Source organism: Collinsella aerofaciens, from assembly GCF_040926265.1.
GTDB classification, from domain to species: domain Bacteria; phylum Actinomycetota; class Coriobacteriia; order Coriobacteriales; family Coriobacteriaceae; genus Collinsella; species Collinsella aerofaciens_BB.
In genome coordinates this window covers 38,181-54,518 of the sequence record NZ_JBCOIL010000004.1, presented here as the reverse complement: position 1 = coordinate 54,518, position 16,338 = coordinate 38,181, and the positions used below count along the sequence as shown (strand labels likewise).

Here is a 16,338-nt window from a genome sequence, read left to right as displayed (position 1 = left end):
GCATAAATAAAGGGATAGGGCCACGCGGCCCTATCCCTTTTTGCCAGCTATGGCAGCTTGTGCGCTACTCGCGGCACAGGTGCACGGCGAAACCGGCGAACTCGCGCTTAAAGTACACGAGCTTGGTACCACCGTCGGGCAGCAGTGCGCGCGACTCTTCGTTGACCTCGAACCCGCGCTCGGCAAACCACTTCTCGGCCGCATCGATGTCGTTAACGGCAAAGCCGATGTGGCCCTTGGTGCCACGACCGTTCTGCTTCATGATCTCGACCAGCGAATCGTTGAAGTACGAAACCGGGGTCTCGATGACGGGCAGGCCCATCATCGTCGAGAACAGCTCCGCGATCTCCAGGGCGTCTGCCGGGTCGGTGGCGTTAATGCCCACATGGGCAACGCGCATACCAAAGAGCTCTACCGGGTTGGCGTTCTGCTCACTCATGCAGTCAGCGCCTACTGAGCCATGACGTCGAGAACGGCCTTCTCGGCGGCAACGCGGTTCATGCCGGTCATGAAGGGCACGCCACTCACGTACGGGCAGGTGAGGCCCTCGGGGGCAACGGTGGTGGCGATCAGCAGGTCAGCGCCCTCGTCGCAGTAATCCTTGGCCTCGGAGATGGCGCACTGCACGATCTCGTACTTGTCGGCATAACCGTTGGCGTCGAGCAGGGTAGCGACCTTCTGGGCAACGAGCGTGGAAGTAGCAGCGCCAGCACCGCAAGCCAAAACGATCTTCTTCATAGGTAATGTCTCCCTTCATGGTTTACTTTAGGTAAGTGTACCGCAGCGAGCGATGGCACTCGGCCTCGATGAGCTTTTATGCCAGTTTGCTTGCGCGCTGCGTATAATACATCTAGTACGTGTTGTCATACCGCTCGCTTTATGAGCGACTAAGGACCCTAATATGCCCGATTCCCGCACACTCTGGACCGCCGTCGTTATCATCTGCATCGCCGTGTCGGTGTTCTTTAGCGTCAAAAAACGCACAACGTTCAAGCGCCTGCAGCAGCTTATGGCCGCCAAGCAGTGGGACGAGTTCGATCGTTTGCTCGACGGCAAACTCACCAGCATGCTGTACCCACGCTACAACCGCGACTACCTGCGCCTGAACTCCTATCTGCTGCGCGAGGACCACGAGCGTGCCAGCGAGATGTTCGACCTGCTGCTGGGGCTCAACCTCCCCAAGATGCAGCGCGTCGACCTGGTGATCAAAGCCTTTAACTACTATGTTGGCCAGGAGGACCGCAAAAAGTCCAAGGAGTTGCTGCACGAGATCAAGGGCTTTGAGGGCGGTCAGGCCGAGGCAGTTGCGCACGAGTGCCAGCTGATGTACGACACGATGATCCTCAAGCGCCACAACGACATTCCCGAGCTGGAGCGCATGCTCGAGGATGTCGGCGACGACCCGGTCAAGCGCTGCCGCTTGGAGTACCTGCTGGCCCTGCAGTACCAGAACAAGGGCGACGAAGCCAAGTTCCAGGAGTTCCTGGAGAAGTCGGGCCAACACTCGATGGCCGTCAACGCGTAACGGACGGCTTGTGCTAGACTTCTAGTCTCACGGGGGCGTGGCGGAATTGGCATACGCAGGAGACTTAAAATCTCTCGCCGCAAGGATTGTGGGTTCGAGTCCCACCGCCCCTACCATATGATTGCTTGCGAGCCCGTGTTCCCCAGGGATGCGGGCTCGTTTCTTTTGGACGCCGTCAACTGCAGAGCAGCTCATTTGGGACGGGGCTTTTTTGACTACTTTTTCCGCCCACCCAATGAGTTTCCTACCACATTTTCCGATGGAAAAACGTGGTTGTCTCGCACATTTTCCGATGGAAAAACGTGGTTGTTTCGCACATTTTCCGATGGAAACACCCAAATGGCCTTATACTAACCGAGAGGGTTGGGAGGCAATATGCAGCGACAGCTTATGAGCGAACTTATCGCTTGGAAATCAAGGACGAATCGCAAACCTCTCTTGCTTAAGGGAGCCCGCCAGACAGGAAAGACTTGGCTTCTTAACGAATTCGCAAGCCAGCAGTATCGAAACGTCATTCGTTTTGACTTTATGCTCGAGCCGAGCACACGCTCGCTGTTCGATGGGGACCTCGACCCCAAGCGCATCATCTCCCAGATAGAACTCCTACGTGGCCAAACTGTAACGCCAGCAGACACGCTCATCATCTTCGACGAGATCCAAGAGGCCCCGCGCGGGATCACCTCGCTCAAGTACTTCAACGAGCTTGCACCCGAATACCACATCGTAGCAGCCGGTTCCTATATGGGCCTCGCGCTCCGACGCGAAAACGAGTCATTTCCCGTCGGCAAAATCGACCAGCTCACCATGCGTCCCATGGGGTTCGCCGAGTTCGTTCGTGCCGTCGACGGCGACCCGCTCGCCGACGCCATCCTTGCCGCAGACATGAACCTTCTAGCAAACGTTACCGAAAAGCTCGAACACTTGCTCAAGGAATACCTTGTTGTCGGCGGTATGCCCGAAGTTGTCTCCGCTTTCGCCGAGACACGCGACTTCATCGAAGCCCGAAGGCTTCAGCAGCAAATCATCGAGGCTTACGAATCCGATTTTGGCAAACATGCACCCGCCCGCATCATCGAGCGCATGAGGTTGGTTTGGAAATCCCTTCCCGGCCAGCTTGCCAAAGAGAACAAGAAGTTTGTCTATGGCGCCCTTCGCCCCGGAGCGCGCGCACGCGATTTCGAGGAAAGCCTCCAGTGGCTCACGGACTACGGAATCGTTCATAAGGTGCCACGTGTTTCCGCTCTAAAGGCGCCGCTCTCGAGCTACGAAGACCTCTCGGGCTTCAAACTGTTCTGCATCGACACCGGCATCCTCGGAGCGCTCTCCGGTCTCTCTCCGGCCATCGTTCTTAACGGATCCGCTGTTTTTACCGAGTTCAAAGGTTCGCTGACCGAACAATACGTCGCGCAGGAGCTTTTGCTCCAGGACAAAACTCCCGCGTATTGGTCCTCTACCTCTGGCAATGCCGAAACCGACTTTGCCATCGACCATGCGGGGACCGTGCTTCCGCTTGAGGTCAAGGCGGCAGAGAACCTTAAAGCGAAGAGTCTGAAAATAGCCTGCGAAAAATTCAAGCTCGAGCGTTGCGTGAGGAGCTCCCTGGCGGCATATAGAGACGAGGGCATGCTCGTCAATATTCCGCTTTGGGAGATTGGGCAAATCGACAAGCTGGCATAGGCGCTGTGGGGACGCCCCGCAAGGACTGTCCCCAGGTGCCGGCTGTTGAGTTGCGGTGGAATAGGGACTGTTTGGCGCCCGAAAGGGCGATTTTAGTCCGTATTTCACCGCAACTTATTTAGAGGGCGCTGAGGCTGGGAGTCCATGCGATGGTGGGAGTCGCGCCGTCGAGAACCTCGTTGATGGTGGCGGCCATGCCAGCGAGTAGGCTGTTCTCGCTTACGGTGAGCGCATCGTAGCCACCGGCGCGCATGAGCTCGCGAATCACCACGGCGCCGGCCAGAATCACGCCCGCGCGCTTGGGCTGCACGCCCGGCAGCGCAGCGATACCCTCCACATCCAGCGTAGATATACGATCGATGGCGGCCGAGATCTGCTCCATCGAAAGCTCGCGCAGGTGCACAAAGCTCGAGTCGTACGGCTCCAGTTCGTGGACCAGCGCCACGAGCGTGGTGACGGTACCGCCCACCGCGACGAGGCGCTCGGCGCGCTCAAAGTCGCTGGGCAGGCCCTCAAAATAGGCGGAGAACTGCTCGCCCGCCCACGCGGCGGCAACCGCAAGCTCGTTCGTCGACGGCGGCAGCGCAGAGAAAAACCGCTCGGTCACGCGACGGCAACCGATGTCCAGCGAGCGCGTTCCCTCCAGCGCAAAGACCCCGCGCTCCGGCGCGTACACGCCCGTCGCGAGCTCCGTGGAGCCGCCGCCCGAATCGGCGACGATAATGCGTTCACCGGCAAAGTCGTGCGCCACGCCAAAAAACGTCAGGCGCGCCTCGACTTCTCCTGGAATCACCTGCGGCTCGAGACCCAGCTCGCGCAGGCCGTCCAGCAGCAGGGCGGCGTTGGACGCATCGCGCGCGGCGCTCGTGCACGTGGTGCAGATGCACGCGGCGCCAAAGGTACGCGCCTCGTCCACAAACATGCGGCATGCAGCGAGCACGCGCTCGACCGCCGCCTCGCAAAAGCGACCCGTCGCGTCCACACCCTCGCCCAGGTCGGTAATCTCGGTATGCTTGGACGATTCCACGATCGCCCCGCCCTCGACCTGCGCCAGCACCAGTCGCGACGACACCGTTCCCAGATCGATCGCCGCCACCTTATATCGTTTGCAATCTGCCATTGCGGGCTCCCCTCCGGGCGCTATTTGCCGTTGGACACGACCGTCTGGCCCTCGACACCGTTAAACCCAAACAGCATGTCGAGCGCCTGGATGTACCACGGGGCGTCCTTACCGACTTCTTCGATTTCCTTGGCAACTTCGCTGGCCTTCTTGGCGTTCGACGACTTCTTGCTCGAAGACGAATCCGAATCGTCGTCCAGGCCCTGCACTTCAACCCTCTTCTCGCCGGGCATCACCAGGCCCAGATCCTCGGACGCCGCATCCTTAATGCCCTCCTCCGAGAGCAGTTTGTCGACGCTTTTTTGCAGCTCATCATTGTATTGCTGACGAATCTCGACCTGCTTGGCCAAGATATCGCTCGAACGCTTTGCCACGTACAGATCGCGCACGGGGAAATACAGGCTCACGAGCACCAGGGCAACGACAATGCCGATGAATAGCCCTCGCTGAGGACCGTGGGTAAAGTCGTAGATCGCCTTGACCACCGCGTTGTCGTTGGCGTAGTGCATAAAGTCCGAGCCCGAAAAACGGTTCGAAGGCCTGCTCGACCTATCGTGCGTTTGAGCCGACGAGCGCTGAGCATGCGACGAACGTGCCGGGCGCACTGGTCCATCTGTCGAAGTATTCACTTGAGCATTTGGGCGCGAGGTACTTGTCGGGCGCTGCATGGAGCGGTCGGCGCCGGCGTAGGCGGACCCACCGAGCTGCACCGTGCGCGCACGGCGAGGCGACGGCTCACGCGAACCGGCGGAATAGTACCTGTTGTCGTAAATCTGATCCATGTGCGCCTTGTGCGGTTGAGGTTTGTTTGCGCTAAGTATTCTAGTTATAGCACGAGCGCCCGCACCGCCTTCGCCAGCCTTTGCTCGACATAAAAAAGGCGCTGAGTCATATGGCCCAGCGCCCAATGGTGCTCAACAGCACCCGGCTGGAGCAAGGCAAATCCGAGTCTTCCCCGCCCCCGCGACCTCCGCGTGCCTAGCGAATGTTGTAGAACGCGGCCTTGCCGGCGTAACGCGCGCTGCCCTCGAGCTCGTCCTCGATGCGGATGAGCTGGTTGTACTTGGCGATACGGTCGCTGCGGCACGGGGCGCCCGACTTGATCTGGCCGGCGTTGACGCCCACGACCAGGTCGGCGATCGTGGAGTCCTCGGTCTCGCCGGAGCGGTGACTCACGATGCAGGCGTAACCGGCCTCCTTGGCGGTCTCGATGGCCTCGAGCGACTCGGTAAGCGTGCCGATCTGGTTGACCTTGACCAGGATCGCGTTGGCGGCACCCAGCTCGATGCCCTTCTTGAGGCGCTCGGTGTTGGTGACGAACAGGTCGTCGCCCACCAGCTGCACCTTGTTGCCAATGCGACGGGTGAGCTCGACCCAGCCGTCCCAGTCCTCCTCGGCCATGCCGTCCTCGATGGAGATGATGGGATAGGTGTCGACGAGCTTCTCCCAGTAATCGACCATCTGAGCGCTCGTATACTCAACGCCCTCGCCCTTGAGCTCGTACATGCCGGTCTCGGCGTTGTAGAACTCGGTCGAGGCCGGGTCCATGGCGTACATGAAGTCGACGCCGGGCTTAAAGCCAGCCTTCTCAACGGCCTTGGTGATGTACTCGAACGGCTCGGCATTGGTCTTAAGGTTGGGGGCAAAGCCGCCCTCGTCGCCCACACCGCCGCCCAGGCCGGCCTCGTGCAGCACGCCCTTGAGGGTATGGTAGACCTCGGCGCACCAACGCAGGCCCTCGGCAAAGCTCGGGGCGCCCACCGGCATGATCATGAACTCCTGGAAGTCAACGTTATTGTCAGCATGCACGCCGCCGTTGAGGATGTTCATCATGGGCGTGGGCAACAGGTGGGCGTTGACGCCGCCCAGGTACTGGTACAGCGACAGACCCGCCGACTCGGCAGCGGCGCGGGCGACGGCCAGCGACACGCCCAGGATGGCGTTGGCACCGAGCTTGGTCTTGTTGGGGGTACCGTCCGCGGCAATCAGCGCGGCATCGACGGCGCGCTGGTCGAAGGCGTCGAGGCCCACGACGGCGTTAGCGCACTCGTTGTTGACGTGCTCGACGGCCTGCGAAACACCCTTGCCCAGGTAGCGACCCTTGTCGCCGTCGCGCAGCTCACATGCCTCAAAGGCGCCGGTCGAAGCACCCGAAGGCACCATTGCGCGGCCAAAGCTGCCGTCCTCGAGCACGACCTCGACCTCGACGGTGGGATTGCCGCGGCTGTCGAGCACCTCGCGACCGTAGACGTCCAAAATATCGCTCATGTTGTCTCCCTCTCACTTGGAAACGTAGTGGATGCAAGCGACTGGCCGACTGTGCACCGTCGGTGCACCTCCGTAAGTTAGCCATGTCGCACTTTTTGCATTATGCCCTAAGTTAGCCGAGGGATACACTTGATTTTCGAAAAATTTAGCGGGAACGATGAGGCGCGTCAGCCCGTCGTTCCCGCAGTCTTACTCCTCTGCCTTGGCGGCATCCCAGAGGTCGTTGAGGCCGTGGGCCGAAAGCTCAGCCAGATCCACATGGGCGTCGGCCGCCATCTGCTCCATCGCAGCCCAACGGCGACGAAACTTTGCTGTGCTGGCGCGCAGGGCGCTCTCGGCGTCGATGCCCTCTTTGCGCGCAACGTTGACCAGAGCAAAGAGCAGGTCGCCAAACTCCATCTCGCGCTCGGGCGAGCCAGGGGCCTCGGCCTCAAACTCGGCACGTTCCTCGGCGACCTCGTCCCACACGTCCTGGACCGTCTCCCACTCAAAGCCCACGGCCGCTGCCTTGCGCGACACCTTCTGGGCCTGCATCAGCGCCGGCAGATGCGTGGGCACACCATCGAGCAGACCCTCGGGCGCGGCCTCGCCCGCCGCCACGACCTTGTCCTTGGCGGCTTTCTCGGCAAGCTTGACCTCGTCCCAAATCTTGAGCACCTCGTCGGAGCTCTCGGCACCCGCATCGCCGAACACGTGCGGGTGGCGACGGATGAGCTTGGCGTCGATATCGCGCGCCACGTCGGCCAGTGTAAACTCGCCGGCGTCCGCCGCAATCTGTGCATGCAGCACGACCTGCATGAGCACGTCGCCCAGCTCCTCGCGTAGGTGAACCGCGTCGTCCGCCTCGATGCAGTCGAGCGCTTCGTAGGCCTCCTCGATCATGTTCTTGCCAATGCTGCGGTGCGTCTGCTCACGGTCCCACGGGCAGCCATCGGGCTGACGCAGACGCCAGACGGTCTGCACCAGATGCTGCAGCTCGGCCGACGCGTCGACCAGCGTGGACAGATCGCGCGAGCCCTCGGCATTTTGCTGAGCCATGTGCTGCGCCATGGCTACTCCTCCTCCATGACCACGTGGCGGAACGCGCCGCCCTCGTAGATGCCGTAGCTGTGCGAGCCGTCCTTGGGGATGCTCACGCTACCGGGGTTGAAGAGCCACAGGCCCGGGTGCGCGGCGCTTTCCTCGTTGACCTTGATGTGCGTATGGCCGTAGACGAGCGCGGAGCCCCCGGGCAACGCGGGCGCGTGGTCGACGCTGTTGTGCATGCCGGCGCCAAAGACATGGCCGTGCGTCAGGAACAGCTCGCGGCCGGTCTCGTCGAACAGCGTGGCATAGTCGGCCATGACGGGGAAGTCGAGCACCATCTGGTCGACCTCGGCGTCGCAGTTGCCGCGCACCGCGATGATGCGGTCGGCCAGGGCGTTGAGCAGCGGGATCACGCGCTTGGGGGCGTAATCGCGCGGCAGGTCGTTGCGCGGACCGTGGTAGAGCAGGTCGCCCAGCAGCACGATGCGGTCAGGCTGCTCGGACTCGATGGCGGCGACCAGGCGCTCGGTCCAATATGCCGAGCCGTGGATATCGGAGGCGATGAGGTATTTCATGGGGAGATCCTTTCGAATGGGGTTGATATGGCTAGGCGCAGGATGTCGCCACCAGCCGCGTTATTCAAATCGCAGTGCCGCGCTCTGGGCCGTCTGCATCACGCGCTGGAGCGGCACATTATGCTCGCGAGCGAGACGGGCGCAGTCCTCGTACTCGGGCGCTGCACGCTCGCTGCCATCGGGCAGGGTTGCCACCTTTACGGCCACCTCGCCCCAAGGCGTCGCCACTTGTTCAAAGTGGCGCGGCAGGCAGACGCGCTCCATGACCTGGCGGCGGATGCCATTGGTCGTAGTTTCCAAAAAGATAATCGTCTGTAGACGTTCGATATCCTCATGCGAGCAGATCACCTGCAGCTGCCAGCCGGGACGGCCTTTCTTGCAATAAACGGGCAGCCAGTGCACCTCGCGCGCACCGGCCTCGCGCAGGCGGTCGGCGGCGTAGGCGAGCACCTCGGGCGACGCATCGTCGATGTCGCATTCCAGCTTGACGATGGTCTCGGGCGCATCGGTCTCGCGAGACAGCGGAGATTTGCTATCGCATGGCATACGGTCCGGCTCCTTTCCGCACGGGCTCGTTTTGTTCATCCAAACGCTAGCACATCGGACGTGGCACAAGCGTGACTTTCGTCCGTCGCCGCCCTCGCCCCCATCCAAACGTGTACGTCAGCCTCCAAACATGTCATTATTTGTCGGTTTTGGAGGCTGACGTACACGTTTTGAGAGCAAGCGAGGCCGCACCACGCGCCGCGCAACCTTTCCAATCGATTTCGATCCCCGGCGTGCCCGGCGTGTTGAGAGCTGCGCCATTACAATGAAGCGGATTCGCTTGACGCAAAGGAGCCGCTATGCCCATGTGCCCGCTGGTCGATTGCCATACTCATACCTCGTTTTCGGACGGGCATGCCTCGTTTGAGGACAACGTCCGTGCCGCTGCTGCGGCCGGCTGCCGCGTCATGGTCTCGACCGACCATCTCACCCTGCCCGCCAGCATGGATGCTAACTGCGAGGTGCAGGTTACTGAGGGTGACCTCCCGGCGCATCGTCTGGCTTTTGAGGACGCTCGCAATCTTGCCGCTCAGATTGCGCCAGAACTCACCTTTATCTACGGTTTCGAATGCGATTGGTACGAGGGCTGCGAGCCTTTGGTTGAGCGCTGGTCCCAGGGCGCCGTCGTGCGCCTGGGCAGTGTGCACTGGATTGGCAACCCAGGCGATATCATGGCCGGTGCCGCGGGTACGGCGGGAACGGAGGACGTCGCTCGTCCCGATACGCCCGATTCGCGCTGCGGCTGGATCGACGATGATACCGACCTGCATGTTTGGGAAAACTTAGGCGTGCGCGGCGTGTGGGAGCGCTATGTCGATGACTGGTGCCGCGCCTGCGAGAGCCCGCTCAACTTTGATGTGATGGCTCACCCCGACCTGGTCATGCGCTTTTCGAAGGGAGGCTTTGCGCCCGACTTTGACCCCGCACCGTTTTGGCAGCAGATGGCCGAGTGCGCGCACGATACGGGCCGCCGCGTTGAGGTCTCGACCGCCGCACCGCGCAAGGGCCTCGACGACTACTATCCCGCGACCGGATTGCTGCGTTGCTTTGCCCACGCCGAGGTGCCGATCACTTTTGGCTCGGACGCACACCGCGCCTGCGACATCTGCTGGAACATCCGCGAGGCCCAGGCCCACGCCTACGACTGCGGTTATCGAACCTTCGACATCCCCCACCTCACCGGAGAATGGGAGTCCACGCCCCTCGCCTAACTGGTCGTTTAAGAACGTCCCCAATGACTAGTGGCGGCGGGCGTTGAGTTCGCCGGCTAGCTCGTCGAGGGTGATACCGTAGCGCTCGAGCGTCACGAGCAGGTGGTAGACCAGGTCGCCGGCCTCGTAGCGGATGTGATCGTGATCGTTATCCTTGCAGGCCATGATCACCTCGCTTGCCTCCTCGGCAAGCTTCTTGAGCAGCTCGTCCTCGACATCGGTCAGCAGACGCGCGGTATAGCTCTCCTGCGGCGATGCATCATGACGACCGTGAATCACCTCGGCCAGACCTGTCAGCGTCTCTCCGATATTTCCATCCTGAACGTTTGCGGTGCGCACACCCATAGTTCAATCCTTTCTGGTGGCCGAGCGTCTAATCGAGCGCCCGCCCTACGCGAGTTTCTTAAAGAAGCAGGTACGGTTGCCGGTGTGGCAGGCCGGACCCGGCGAGTCGACCTTGACCAGCAGCGTATCGCTATCGCAGTCGGCCCAGAGCTCCTTGACCTCCTGCATGTTGCCGCTTGTCGCGCCCTTGTTCCAGAGCTCCTGGCGGCTGCGGCTCCAAAACCACGTGGTCCCGGTCTTGAGCGTCAGCCCCACCGATTCCTCGTTCATCCAAGCAACCATAAGCACCTCGCCGGTGTCATACTGCTGAACCACACAAGGAATCAACCCACGGGCGTCGTATTTCAGCTCGGTAGCATTTACCACCTCAGTCATCATTCCTCCCAAGTAATTACCGTGAACATCGCAGGTCGGCGAGGCTTGCCCAGGTGCCGCAGGTTGCCGCGAAAGAGGAGCGACGCGTACTTTGGTACGCGAGCGACGGTTTGAACGGCAAGATGCGGTGCCTGGACAAGCCGCAGCGAAGCCCGCAGCATTAGAAGTCCAACCTCACAGGAATACCCTGCGACGCCATATACTCCTTCACCTGGCGAATGCTGAAGGTTCCAAAGTGAAAGACGCTCGCCGCCAGCACGGCATCGGCCTCGCCCTCGATCACGCCCTCGGCAAAATGCTCGAGCGTACCCACGCCGCCGCTCGCAATAACGGGAATCGGCACCGCGCGCGCCACGGCACGGGTGAGTGCCAGGTCAAAGCCGGCCTTGGTGCCGTCGCGATCCATACTGGTCAGCAAGATCTCGCCGGCGCCGCGACGAGCCGCTTCCTCGGCCCACGCCACCGCGTCGATGCCCGTGGCGTTGCGGCCTCCTGCGGTAAAGACTTCCCACTTGTCGGCACCCGGCTCTCCGGGCAAACCGACGCGCTTGGCATCGATCGCCACGACCACGGCCTGACTGCCAAAAGCCGCGGCAGCCTGGCTAATCAGCGACGGGTCGCGCACGGCCGCCGAGTTGAGCGACACCTTGTCGGCACCGGCGGCAACCATGGTCCGCATGCCCGCCAGGTCGCGAAAGCCGCCGCCCACGGTATAGGGAATAGCGAGCTCCTCGGCCGCGTGCGCCGCCATCTCGATGGTCGTCGCACGGTTGTCACTCGTCGCGGTAATGTCCAAAAATACGACCTCGTCCGCACCCTCGCGGTCATAGGCGCGCGCCAGCTCCACCGGATCGCCCGCATCGCGCAAGCTCACAAAGTTGACGCCCTTAACCACACGGCCGTCCTTGACGTCCAGACAGGGAATCACGCGTTTGGTAAGCATGGGCTACTCCTCCCCTCGGGCGGCGACCAGTGCCTGGGCCAGCGTAAAGTTGCCCTCGTAGAGCGCGCGACCGGTAATGGCACCTTCAATCGCGCCCTCACCCACCGCGACCAGTGCGCGGATGTCATCGAGCGTCGAGATACCACCCGAAGCCACGACGGGAAAGCCCGCGACCTCGGCCACATGGCGATACGCCGCTACGTCGATGCCCGTCTGCATGCCGTCGCGCGCGATGTCGGTATACACCAGATGCTTAAAACCCAGCTCGGAAAGCTGCGCCACGGCGTCGTCGAGCGCCACACCCGCACCGTCACGCCAGCCATTCACCTTGACCTGACCGTCGCGCGCGGCAATGTCTGCCACCAGCAACTCGCCAAAGCCTTGGGCTGCCACTTCGGCAAAACCCGGCTCGGTCACCAGCACGGTGCCCAGCGCAATACGGCGAGCACCATAGCCGGCCAGCTCGTCGATGCGCGCGAGCGAGCGGACGCCGCCGCCCACGTCCACAGACAGGCCGTCGACGCCGCAGATAGCCTTTATCGCCGCCGAGTTGGCAGCGCACGTGTCCTCGTCCTCGCCAAAGGCAGAAGACAGGTCTACGACGTGCACCCAGCTTGCGCCCTGCTCGGCAAACGAGCGGGCAACGGCAACGGGGTCGTCGGAATATACCTTGCAGCGGCTCCGGTCGCCGCGCTCCAGGCGCACAACCTTGCCGCCGATCAAATCGATTGCGGGAAACAGAATCATCGGCCGGCCCCCTCGACGATGCTCACGAAGTTCTTAAGGATGCGCTGACCCAGCGCGGAGGATTTCTCGGGATGGAACTGGCAGCCCCACACGTTGCCGTGGCGCACGATGCACGGGAAGCTCCGCGTATAGTGCGTGCGCGCCAGCACATCGGCGGCATCGGCATCGTCGGCCACCGCGTAGCTGTGGGTGAAGTACATGTTGGCACCCTCGGCAAAACCAGTAAGCAGCGGATCGGCCGCACCGGCGGGCGTCATGTGCACCTGGTCCCAGCCCACGTGCGGCACCTTCAGGCGACTCGATTTCAAGCGCGTGCACGAGCCACGCATAATACCCAGGCCATCGACCCAGGGACCGCCAGCCTGCTCGGGGGTGTTGCCATCGGCAACCGCGCCCTCGTCCGCAGGCACGCCCTCGTTGCCGCGCTCAAAAAATAGCTGAAGGCCCAGGCAGATACCGAGTAGCGGAGTTCCGGCGGCGACGGCATCGTGCACCGCGTCGGCCTCGCCGCTCTGGCGCATAAAGGCGATCGCGTCATAGAACGCGCCCACGCCCGGGATGACCAAGCCGTCGGCGTTACGGATCTGCTCTGGGTCGTCCGACGTGCAGGCGACGGCACCGGCGCGCGCAAGCCCGCGCACAACGCTCGACAAGTTGCCCTTGTGGTAGTCGACCACCACGATCTTCGGTTCGCCCACGCGACCCCTCCACTTCTCATCATCCAAAACCACCACAAAGGTGCCTGTCCCCTTTGTGGTGGTTTTACCCTTGTAACGGTTACAGCGATCCCTTGGTGCTGGGGATGCCCTGCACGCGGGGATCGAGCTCGCAGGCGTGGCGCATCGTGCGGCCCACGGCCTTAAAGGCAGCCTCGATAATGTGATGCGAGTTGCTGCCCGCCAGCTCGCGCACGTGCAGCGTGAGCTTGGCGTCACGCGCAAAGGCGTAGAAGAACTCGACGGCCAGCTCGGTATCGAAGCTGCCCACGCGCTCGGTCGGCACGGGCAGCTCGCAGTAGGCCTGCCCGCGGCCCGAAATATCAACAGCAGCCATCACAAGTGTCTCGTCCATGGCGATCGCCGCGTCGGCAAAGCGCGTAATGCCCGCCTTGTCGCCCAGCGCCTGGCAAAACGCCTCGCCCAGCACAATACCCGCGTCCTCGACGGTGTGGTGCGCATCGACCTCCACGTCGCCCACCGCGTGCACCGTCAGATCGAACAGACCATGGCGGCCAAAAGCGTTGAGCATGTGGTCGAAAAACGGCACGCCGGTCGAGATATCGCACACGCCGCTTCCGTCCAGGTCGAGCTTTACGACAATGTCGGTCTCGCCCGTCTTGCGGGTCACCTCGGCATAGCGGTCCATCTACATCTCCTCCTTCACCAGCGCGGCAAACGCAGCCAGCACCTCGTCGTTTTCCTGCGGGGTACCCACGGTAATGCGTAGGCAGTCCGCGAGCCCCGGCGCGTAGCTAAAGTCGCGCACCAAAATCGAATACTCGTCGCGCAGACGCTCGCGCACGTGCGTGGCATGCGGCGTGCGCACGAGCACAAAGTTCGCCGCGCTCGGCCACGCCTCCACGGGCAGACCCTCGGCAGCCATTGCGTGCAGGGCACACAGTTCGCGCTCCCGCTCGGATGCAACCTGTGCCACCACGGGTGCGTACGCATCGCGAACACGTACGCAGGCAAGCGCGGCGGCCTGGCTCAGCACGTTAACCGAGTAGATCTGGCGAATCGCCGCAAACGCATCGATGACCTCGGGCGCCGCGATCACATAGCCCAGACGCGTGCCGGCGGCGCCAAACGCCTTGGACAGCGTATGCAGAATCACCAGGTTGGGATGCTCGGCGATAAGCCCCTGCGCCGTGGTAGCCGCGCCAAACGAATCGTCCGCAAACTCAACGTAGGCCTCGTCGACCATGACCATGCCGGGACACGCATCGCACAGGGCCGCGACAAAGTCGAGCGGTACCACGTCGCCCGTGGGGTTGTTGGGCGAAGTCACGATGGCCAGGCTGCACTCCGGCGCCGCGGCAAGCACGGCTGCCTGGTCGAGCTCAAAGGTCGCCGGGTCGCGCCACACGTCGCGCACCTCGGTCTGGCACAGCGACGCAAAGAACGCATACTCGCTAAAGCACGGTGGGCAGTTGAGCAGGGTCCGCCCCGCGCCGCCAAACGCCAGCAGGTAGTTATAGAGCAGCTCGTCTCCGCCGTTGCCCACGCAGATGTTCTCGCGCGTCACGCCATGCCAAGTGGCAAGCTCGTCGCGCAGCTCGTTGGACATGGGATCGGGATAGCGGTTGAGCGGTGTGGCAGCCAAGGCCGCGTCGATCGCCTCGCGCACGCCAGCGGGCACGGGATAGGTGTTCTCGTTGGCCGAAAGATTGATGCGCGTGGGCGTAAAGTTGGGATCGTAGGGCTCAATACCGGCCAAGTAGGGCTGGACGAGCTCCTTCATGCGCGGCGTGAGTTCGGCCATGTTAAGCCTCCTCGCCGGTCGCGCCAGCGCCATCCGAGCCTGCAGCCGCCAGGTCCACGCCCTCGGCGACCGTCACGGTCGTATCACCCGGCCAGGCGACCTTGGTCAGGTCGGCCGCAGCCAGCGACGCAGCGCTCACGGCATCCTCGCCCTGCCCCAACACGCGGCGACGCAAAGCGGCGGAAAGCGCGTGCGCCCACAGGCCCTCGGCCTCGGCCAGGCGCTGCGTCGCGGGAGCGTCCGAGAGCAGGCCCTCGGGTGTATAACAAATGACACTCGAGCGCTTAACGAACTCTTCGACCGAAAGCGGGTTGGAGAACATGGCCGTACCGCCGGTCGGCAGCGTGTGGTTCGGGCCGGCAACGTAATCGCCGAGCGGCTCGGAGCTCCACGCGCCCACAAAGATGGCGCCGGCGTTGCGAATGCCGCCGAGCAGGCCCATCGCATCCTTACAGTGCAGCTCAAGGTGCTCGGGCGCCACGGTGTTCACCGCCTCGACAGCGGCAGCCATATCGGCGGCCACCACGATGGTGCCCTCGTTATCGAGCGAGGCACGCGTGATCTCGGCACGCGGGGACTGCGCCACCAGAATATCGATACCCGCCTCGACCTCGCGCGCAAACTGCTCGTCGCAGGTCACCAAATAGCAGGCTGCCAGCGGATCGTGCTCGGCCTGAGCCATCAGGTCTGCCGCGACCACCATGGGCTTGGCCGTAGCATCGGCCAGCACGCAGACCTCGGACGGGCCGGCGACCATGTCGATTCCCACATCGCCCGAGACAATCTGCTTGGCCGCCGCAACAAAGGCGTTACCCGGGCCGGTGATTTTGTCGACGCGCGGAATGGTCTCGGTACCGTATGCCAGCGCGGCCACGGCCTGGGCGCCGCCCACCATATAAATTTCGTCCACGCCGCCGAGCTTTGCCGCCGCGAGCGTGTAGGGGCTGATCAGGCCATCCTTTTGCGGCGGAGTCACCATGACCACGCGCTTGACACCAGCAACCTTGGCGGGAATGGCGTTCATGAGCACGGTGGAGGGATACTGAGCGCGACCGCCCGGCACGTAGATGCCGGCCGCCGCGAGCGGGGTCACCTTAACGCCGAGCATCGTGCCGTCCGCACGCGTGGTAAACCAGCTCTGCTCGACCTCGCGTTGGTGGAACTCGCGAATCTGACGCGCGGCCTTCTCGAGCGCGGCGACAAAGGCCGGATCAAGACCTTCGAGCGCGGCATCGATCTGCTCTTGCGGCAGACGGAAGCTCTGCAGCTCGACGCCGTCAAAACGCTGACAGTAATCGCGCACCGCGGCATCGCCGTTGGCACGCACGTTGGCCACGATATCGCGGGCGGCTTCGACGATGTTTTGCGGCAACACACCCTTGCGGTTGAGCTGGTTGGTAACGAGGCGCTCACCGGGAGCAAGCTTGATGGTCTTCATATCGGTATCCCCTATCGGTCGAGGTTGTGTTCGAAAAACGAGCGACTGGGCAGCGGCACCA

The 16,338-nt window shown here is 62.7% G+C and carries 19 protein-coding genes and 1 tRNA gene; 4 read left to right on the top strand and 16 right to left on the bottom strand.

All coding sequences use genetic code 11. The annotated features are described in order from the left end of the window. Positions 1 to 64: 64 nt before the first annotated feature. Complete coding sequence (locus AB5767_RS01930; protein WP_368131690.1) at positions 65 to 439, bottom strand: VOC family protein; 375 nt, start codon at positions 437 to 439, stop codon at positions 65 to 67. An 11-nt stretch (positions 440 to 450) separates the two neighbouring features. After that, positions 451 to 738, bottom strand: coding sequence for a PTS sugar transporter subunit IIB (locus AB5767_RS01925; RefSeq protein ID WP_006235903.1), 288 nt, complete (start codon positions 736 to 738; stop codon positions 451 to 453). 163 nt (positions 739 to 901) lie between these two features. Here AB5767_RS01925 and AB5767_RS01920 point away from each other — a divergent pair, with 163 nt between their 5' ends. The 3 genes from AB5767_RS01920 to AB5767_RS01910 all read left to right on the top strand — a co-directional run bounded on the left by AB5767_RS01920 (position 902) and on the right by AB5767_RS01910 (position 3,202). After that, positions 902 to 1,525, top strand: a complete 624-nt coding sequence (locus AB5767_RS01920; protein WP_006235902.1) for a hypothetical protein — start codon at positions 902 to 904, stop codon at positions 1,523 to 1,525. Positions 1,526 to 1,556: 31 nt separating this feature from the next. Then, positions 1,557 to 1,641: transfer RNA gene (locus AB5767_RS01915), tRNA-Leu, on the top strand. Between the two features lie 259 nt (positions 1,642 to 1,900). Then, positions 1,901 to 3,202: an ATP-binding protein gene (locus tag AB5767_RS01910; protein ID WP_117746838.1), complete on the top strand. Its 1,302-nt coding sequence runs from the start codon at positions 1,901 to 1,903 to the stop codon at positions 3,200 to 3,202. A 118-nt stretch (positions 3,203 to 3,320) separates the two neighbouring features. Here the strand turns inward: AB5767_RS01910 and AB5767_RS01905 are convergent, their stop codons facing one another. From AB5767_RS01905 to larC2, 6 genes are all read right to left on the bottom strand, one after another. Beyond that, positions 3,321 to 4,322 (bottom strand): Ppx/GppA phosphatase family protein, encoded by a 1,002-nt coding sequence (locus tag AB5767_RS01905; RefSeq protein WP_368131688.1) that lies wholly within the window; start codon positions 4,320 to 4,322, stop codon positions 3,321 to 3,323. A gap of 20 nt (positions 4,323 to 4,342) precedes the next feature. Then, positions 4,343 to 5,104, bottom strand: coding sequence for a hypothetical protein (locus tag AB5767_RS01900; protein WP_229028219.1), 762 nt, complete (start codon positions 5,102 to 5,104; stop codon positions 4,343 to 4,345). A gap of 196 nt (positions 5,105 to 5,300) precedes the next feature. Continuing rightward, on the bottom strand, positions 5,301 to 6,590 hold the full coding sequence (gene eno, locus AB5767_RS01895) for a phosphopyruvate hydratase (protein WP_117564903.1): 1,290 nt from the start codon (positions 6,588 to 6,590) through the stop codon (positions 5,301 to 5,303). 189 nt (positions 6,591 to 6,779) lie between these two features. Continuing rightward, positions 6,780 to 7,640: a nucleoside triphosphate pyrophosphohydrolase gene (gene mazG / locus AB5767_RS01890; RefSeq protein ID WP_368132546.1), complete on the bottom strand. Its 861-nt coding sequence runs from the start codon at positions 7,638 to 7,640 to the stop codon at positions 6,780 to 6,782. 2 nt (positions 7,641 to 7,642) lie between these two features. Continuing rightward, entirely contained in the window at positions 7,643 to 8,191 is a 549-nt protein-coding gene (gene yfcE / locus AB5767_RS01885) for a phosphodiesterase (protein ID WP_368132545.1), read from the bottom strand. A 60-nt stretch (positions 8,192 to 8,251) separates the two neighbouring features. Further along, on the bottom strand, positions 8,252 to 8,737 hold the full coding sequence (larC2, locus tag AB5767_RS01880; RefSeq protein ID WP_368132544.1) for a nickel pincer cofactor biosynthesis protein LarC2: 486 nt from the start codon (positions 8,735 to 8,737) through the stop codon (positions 8,252 to 8,254). 299 nt (positions 8,738 to 9,036) lie between these two features. Here larC2 and AB5767_RS01875 point away from each other — a divergent pair, with 299 nt between their 5' ends. Beyond that, the gene (locus AB5767_RS01875; protein ID WP_368132543.1) at positions 9,037 to 9,948 is read left to right on the top strand and encodes a PHP domain-containing protein; all 912 of its coding nucleotides are present in this window, start codon (positions 9,037 to 9,039) and stop codon (positions 9,946 to 9,948) included. 27 nt (positions 9,949 to 9,975) lie between these two features. Here the strand turns inward: AB5767_RS01875 and hisE are convergent, their stop codons facing one another. The 8 genes from hisE to hisD form a co-directional block, all read right to left on the bottom strand. Then, positions 9,976 to 10,293: a phosphoribosyl-ATP diphosphatase gene (hisE, locus tag AB5767_RS01870; RefSeq protein ID WP_271748334.1), complete on the bottom strand. Its 318-nt coding sequence runs from the start codon at positions 10,291 to 10,293 to the stop codon at positions 9,976 to 9,978. Positions 10,294 to 10,338: 45 nt separating this feature from the next. Next, positions 10,339 to 10,668 (bottom strand): phosphoribosyl-AMP cyclohydrolase, encoded by a 330-nt coding sequence (hisI, locus tag AB5767_RS01865; protein ID WP_117746844.1) that lies wholly within the window; start codon positions 10,666 to 10,668, stop codon positions 10,339 to 10,341. Positions 10,669 to 10,828: 160 nt separating this feature from the next. Further along, entirely contained in the window at positions 10,829 to 11,611 is a 783-nt protein-coding gene (hisF, locus tag AB5767_RS01860) for an imidazole glycerol phosphate synthase subunit HisF (RefSeq protein ID WP_117654877.1), read from the bottom strand. Positions 11,612 to 11,614: 3 nt separating this feature from the next. Continuing rightward, positions 11,615 to 12,358, bottom strand: coding sequence for a 1-(5-phosphoribosyl)-5-[(5-phosphoribosylamino)methylideneamino]imidazole-4-carboxamide isomerase (locus tag AB5767_RS01855; protein ID WP_238057621.1), 744 nt, complete (start codon positions 12,356 to 12,358; stop codon positions 11,615 to 11,617). Next, on the bottom strand, positions 12,355 to 13,056 hold the full coding sequence (hisH, locus tag AB5767_RS01850) for an imidazole glycerol phosphate synthase subunit HisH (protein WP_368132879.1): 702 nt from the start codon (positions 13,054 to 13,056) through the stop codon (positions 12,355 to 12,357). Before hisH ends, AB5767_RS01855 begins: the two co-directional genes overlap by 4 nt. 79 nt (positions 13,057 to 13,135) lie before the next feature. Beyond that, positions 13,136 to 13,723: an imidazoleglycerol-phosphate dehydratase HisB gene (gene hisB / locus AB5767_RS01845; RefSeq protein ID WP_006235888.1), complete on the bottom strand. Its 588-nt coding sequence runs from the start codon at positions 13,721 to 13,723 to the stop codon at positions 13,136 to 13,138. Beyond that, positions 13,724 to 14,839, bottom strand: coding sequence for a histidinol-phosphate transaminase (gene hisC, locus AB5767_RS01840; protein ID WP_368132535.1), 1,116 nt, complete (start codon positions 14,837 to 14,839; stop codon positions 13,724 to 13,726). Position 14,840: 1 nt separating this feature from the next. Further along, positions 14,841 to 16,277 carry a histidinol dehydrogenase gene (gene hisD / locus AB5767_RS01835; protein ID WP_368132880.1) on the bottom strand — a complete coding sequence of 479 codons (1,437 nt, stop codon included), beginning with the start codon at positions 16,275 to 16,277 and terminating at the stop codon, positions 14,841 to 14,843. Between the last annotated feature and the right edge of the window lie 61 nt (positions 16,278 to 16,338).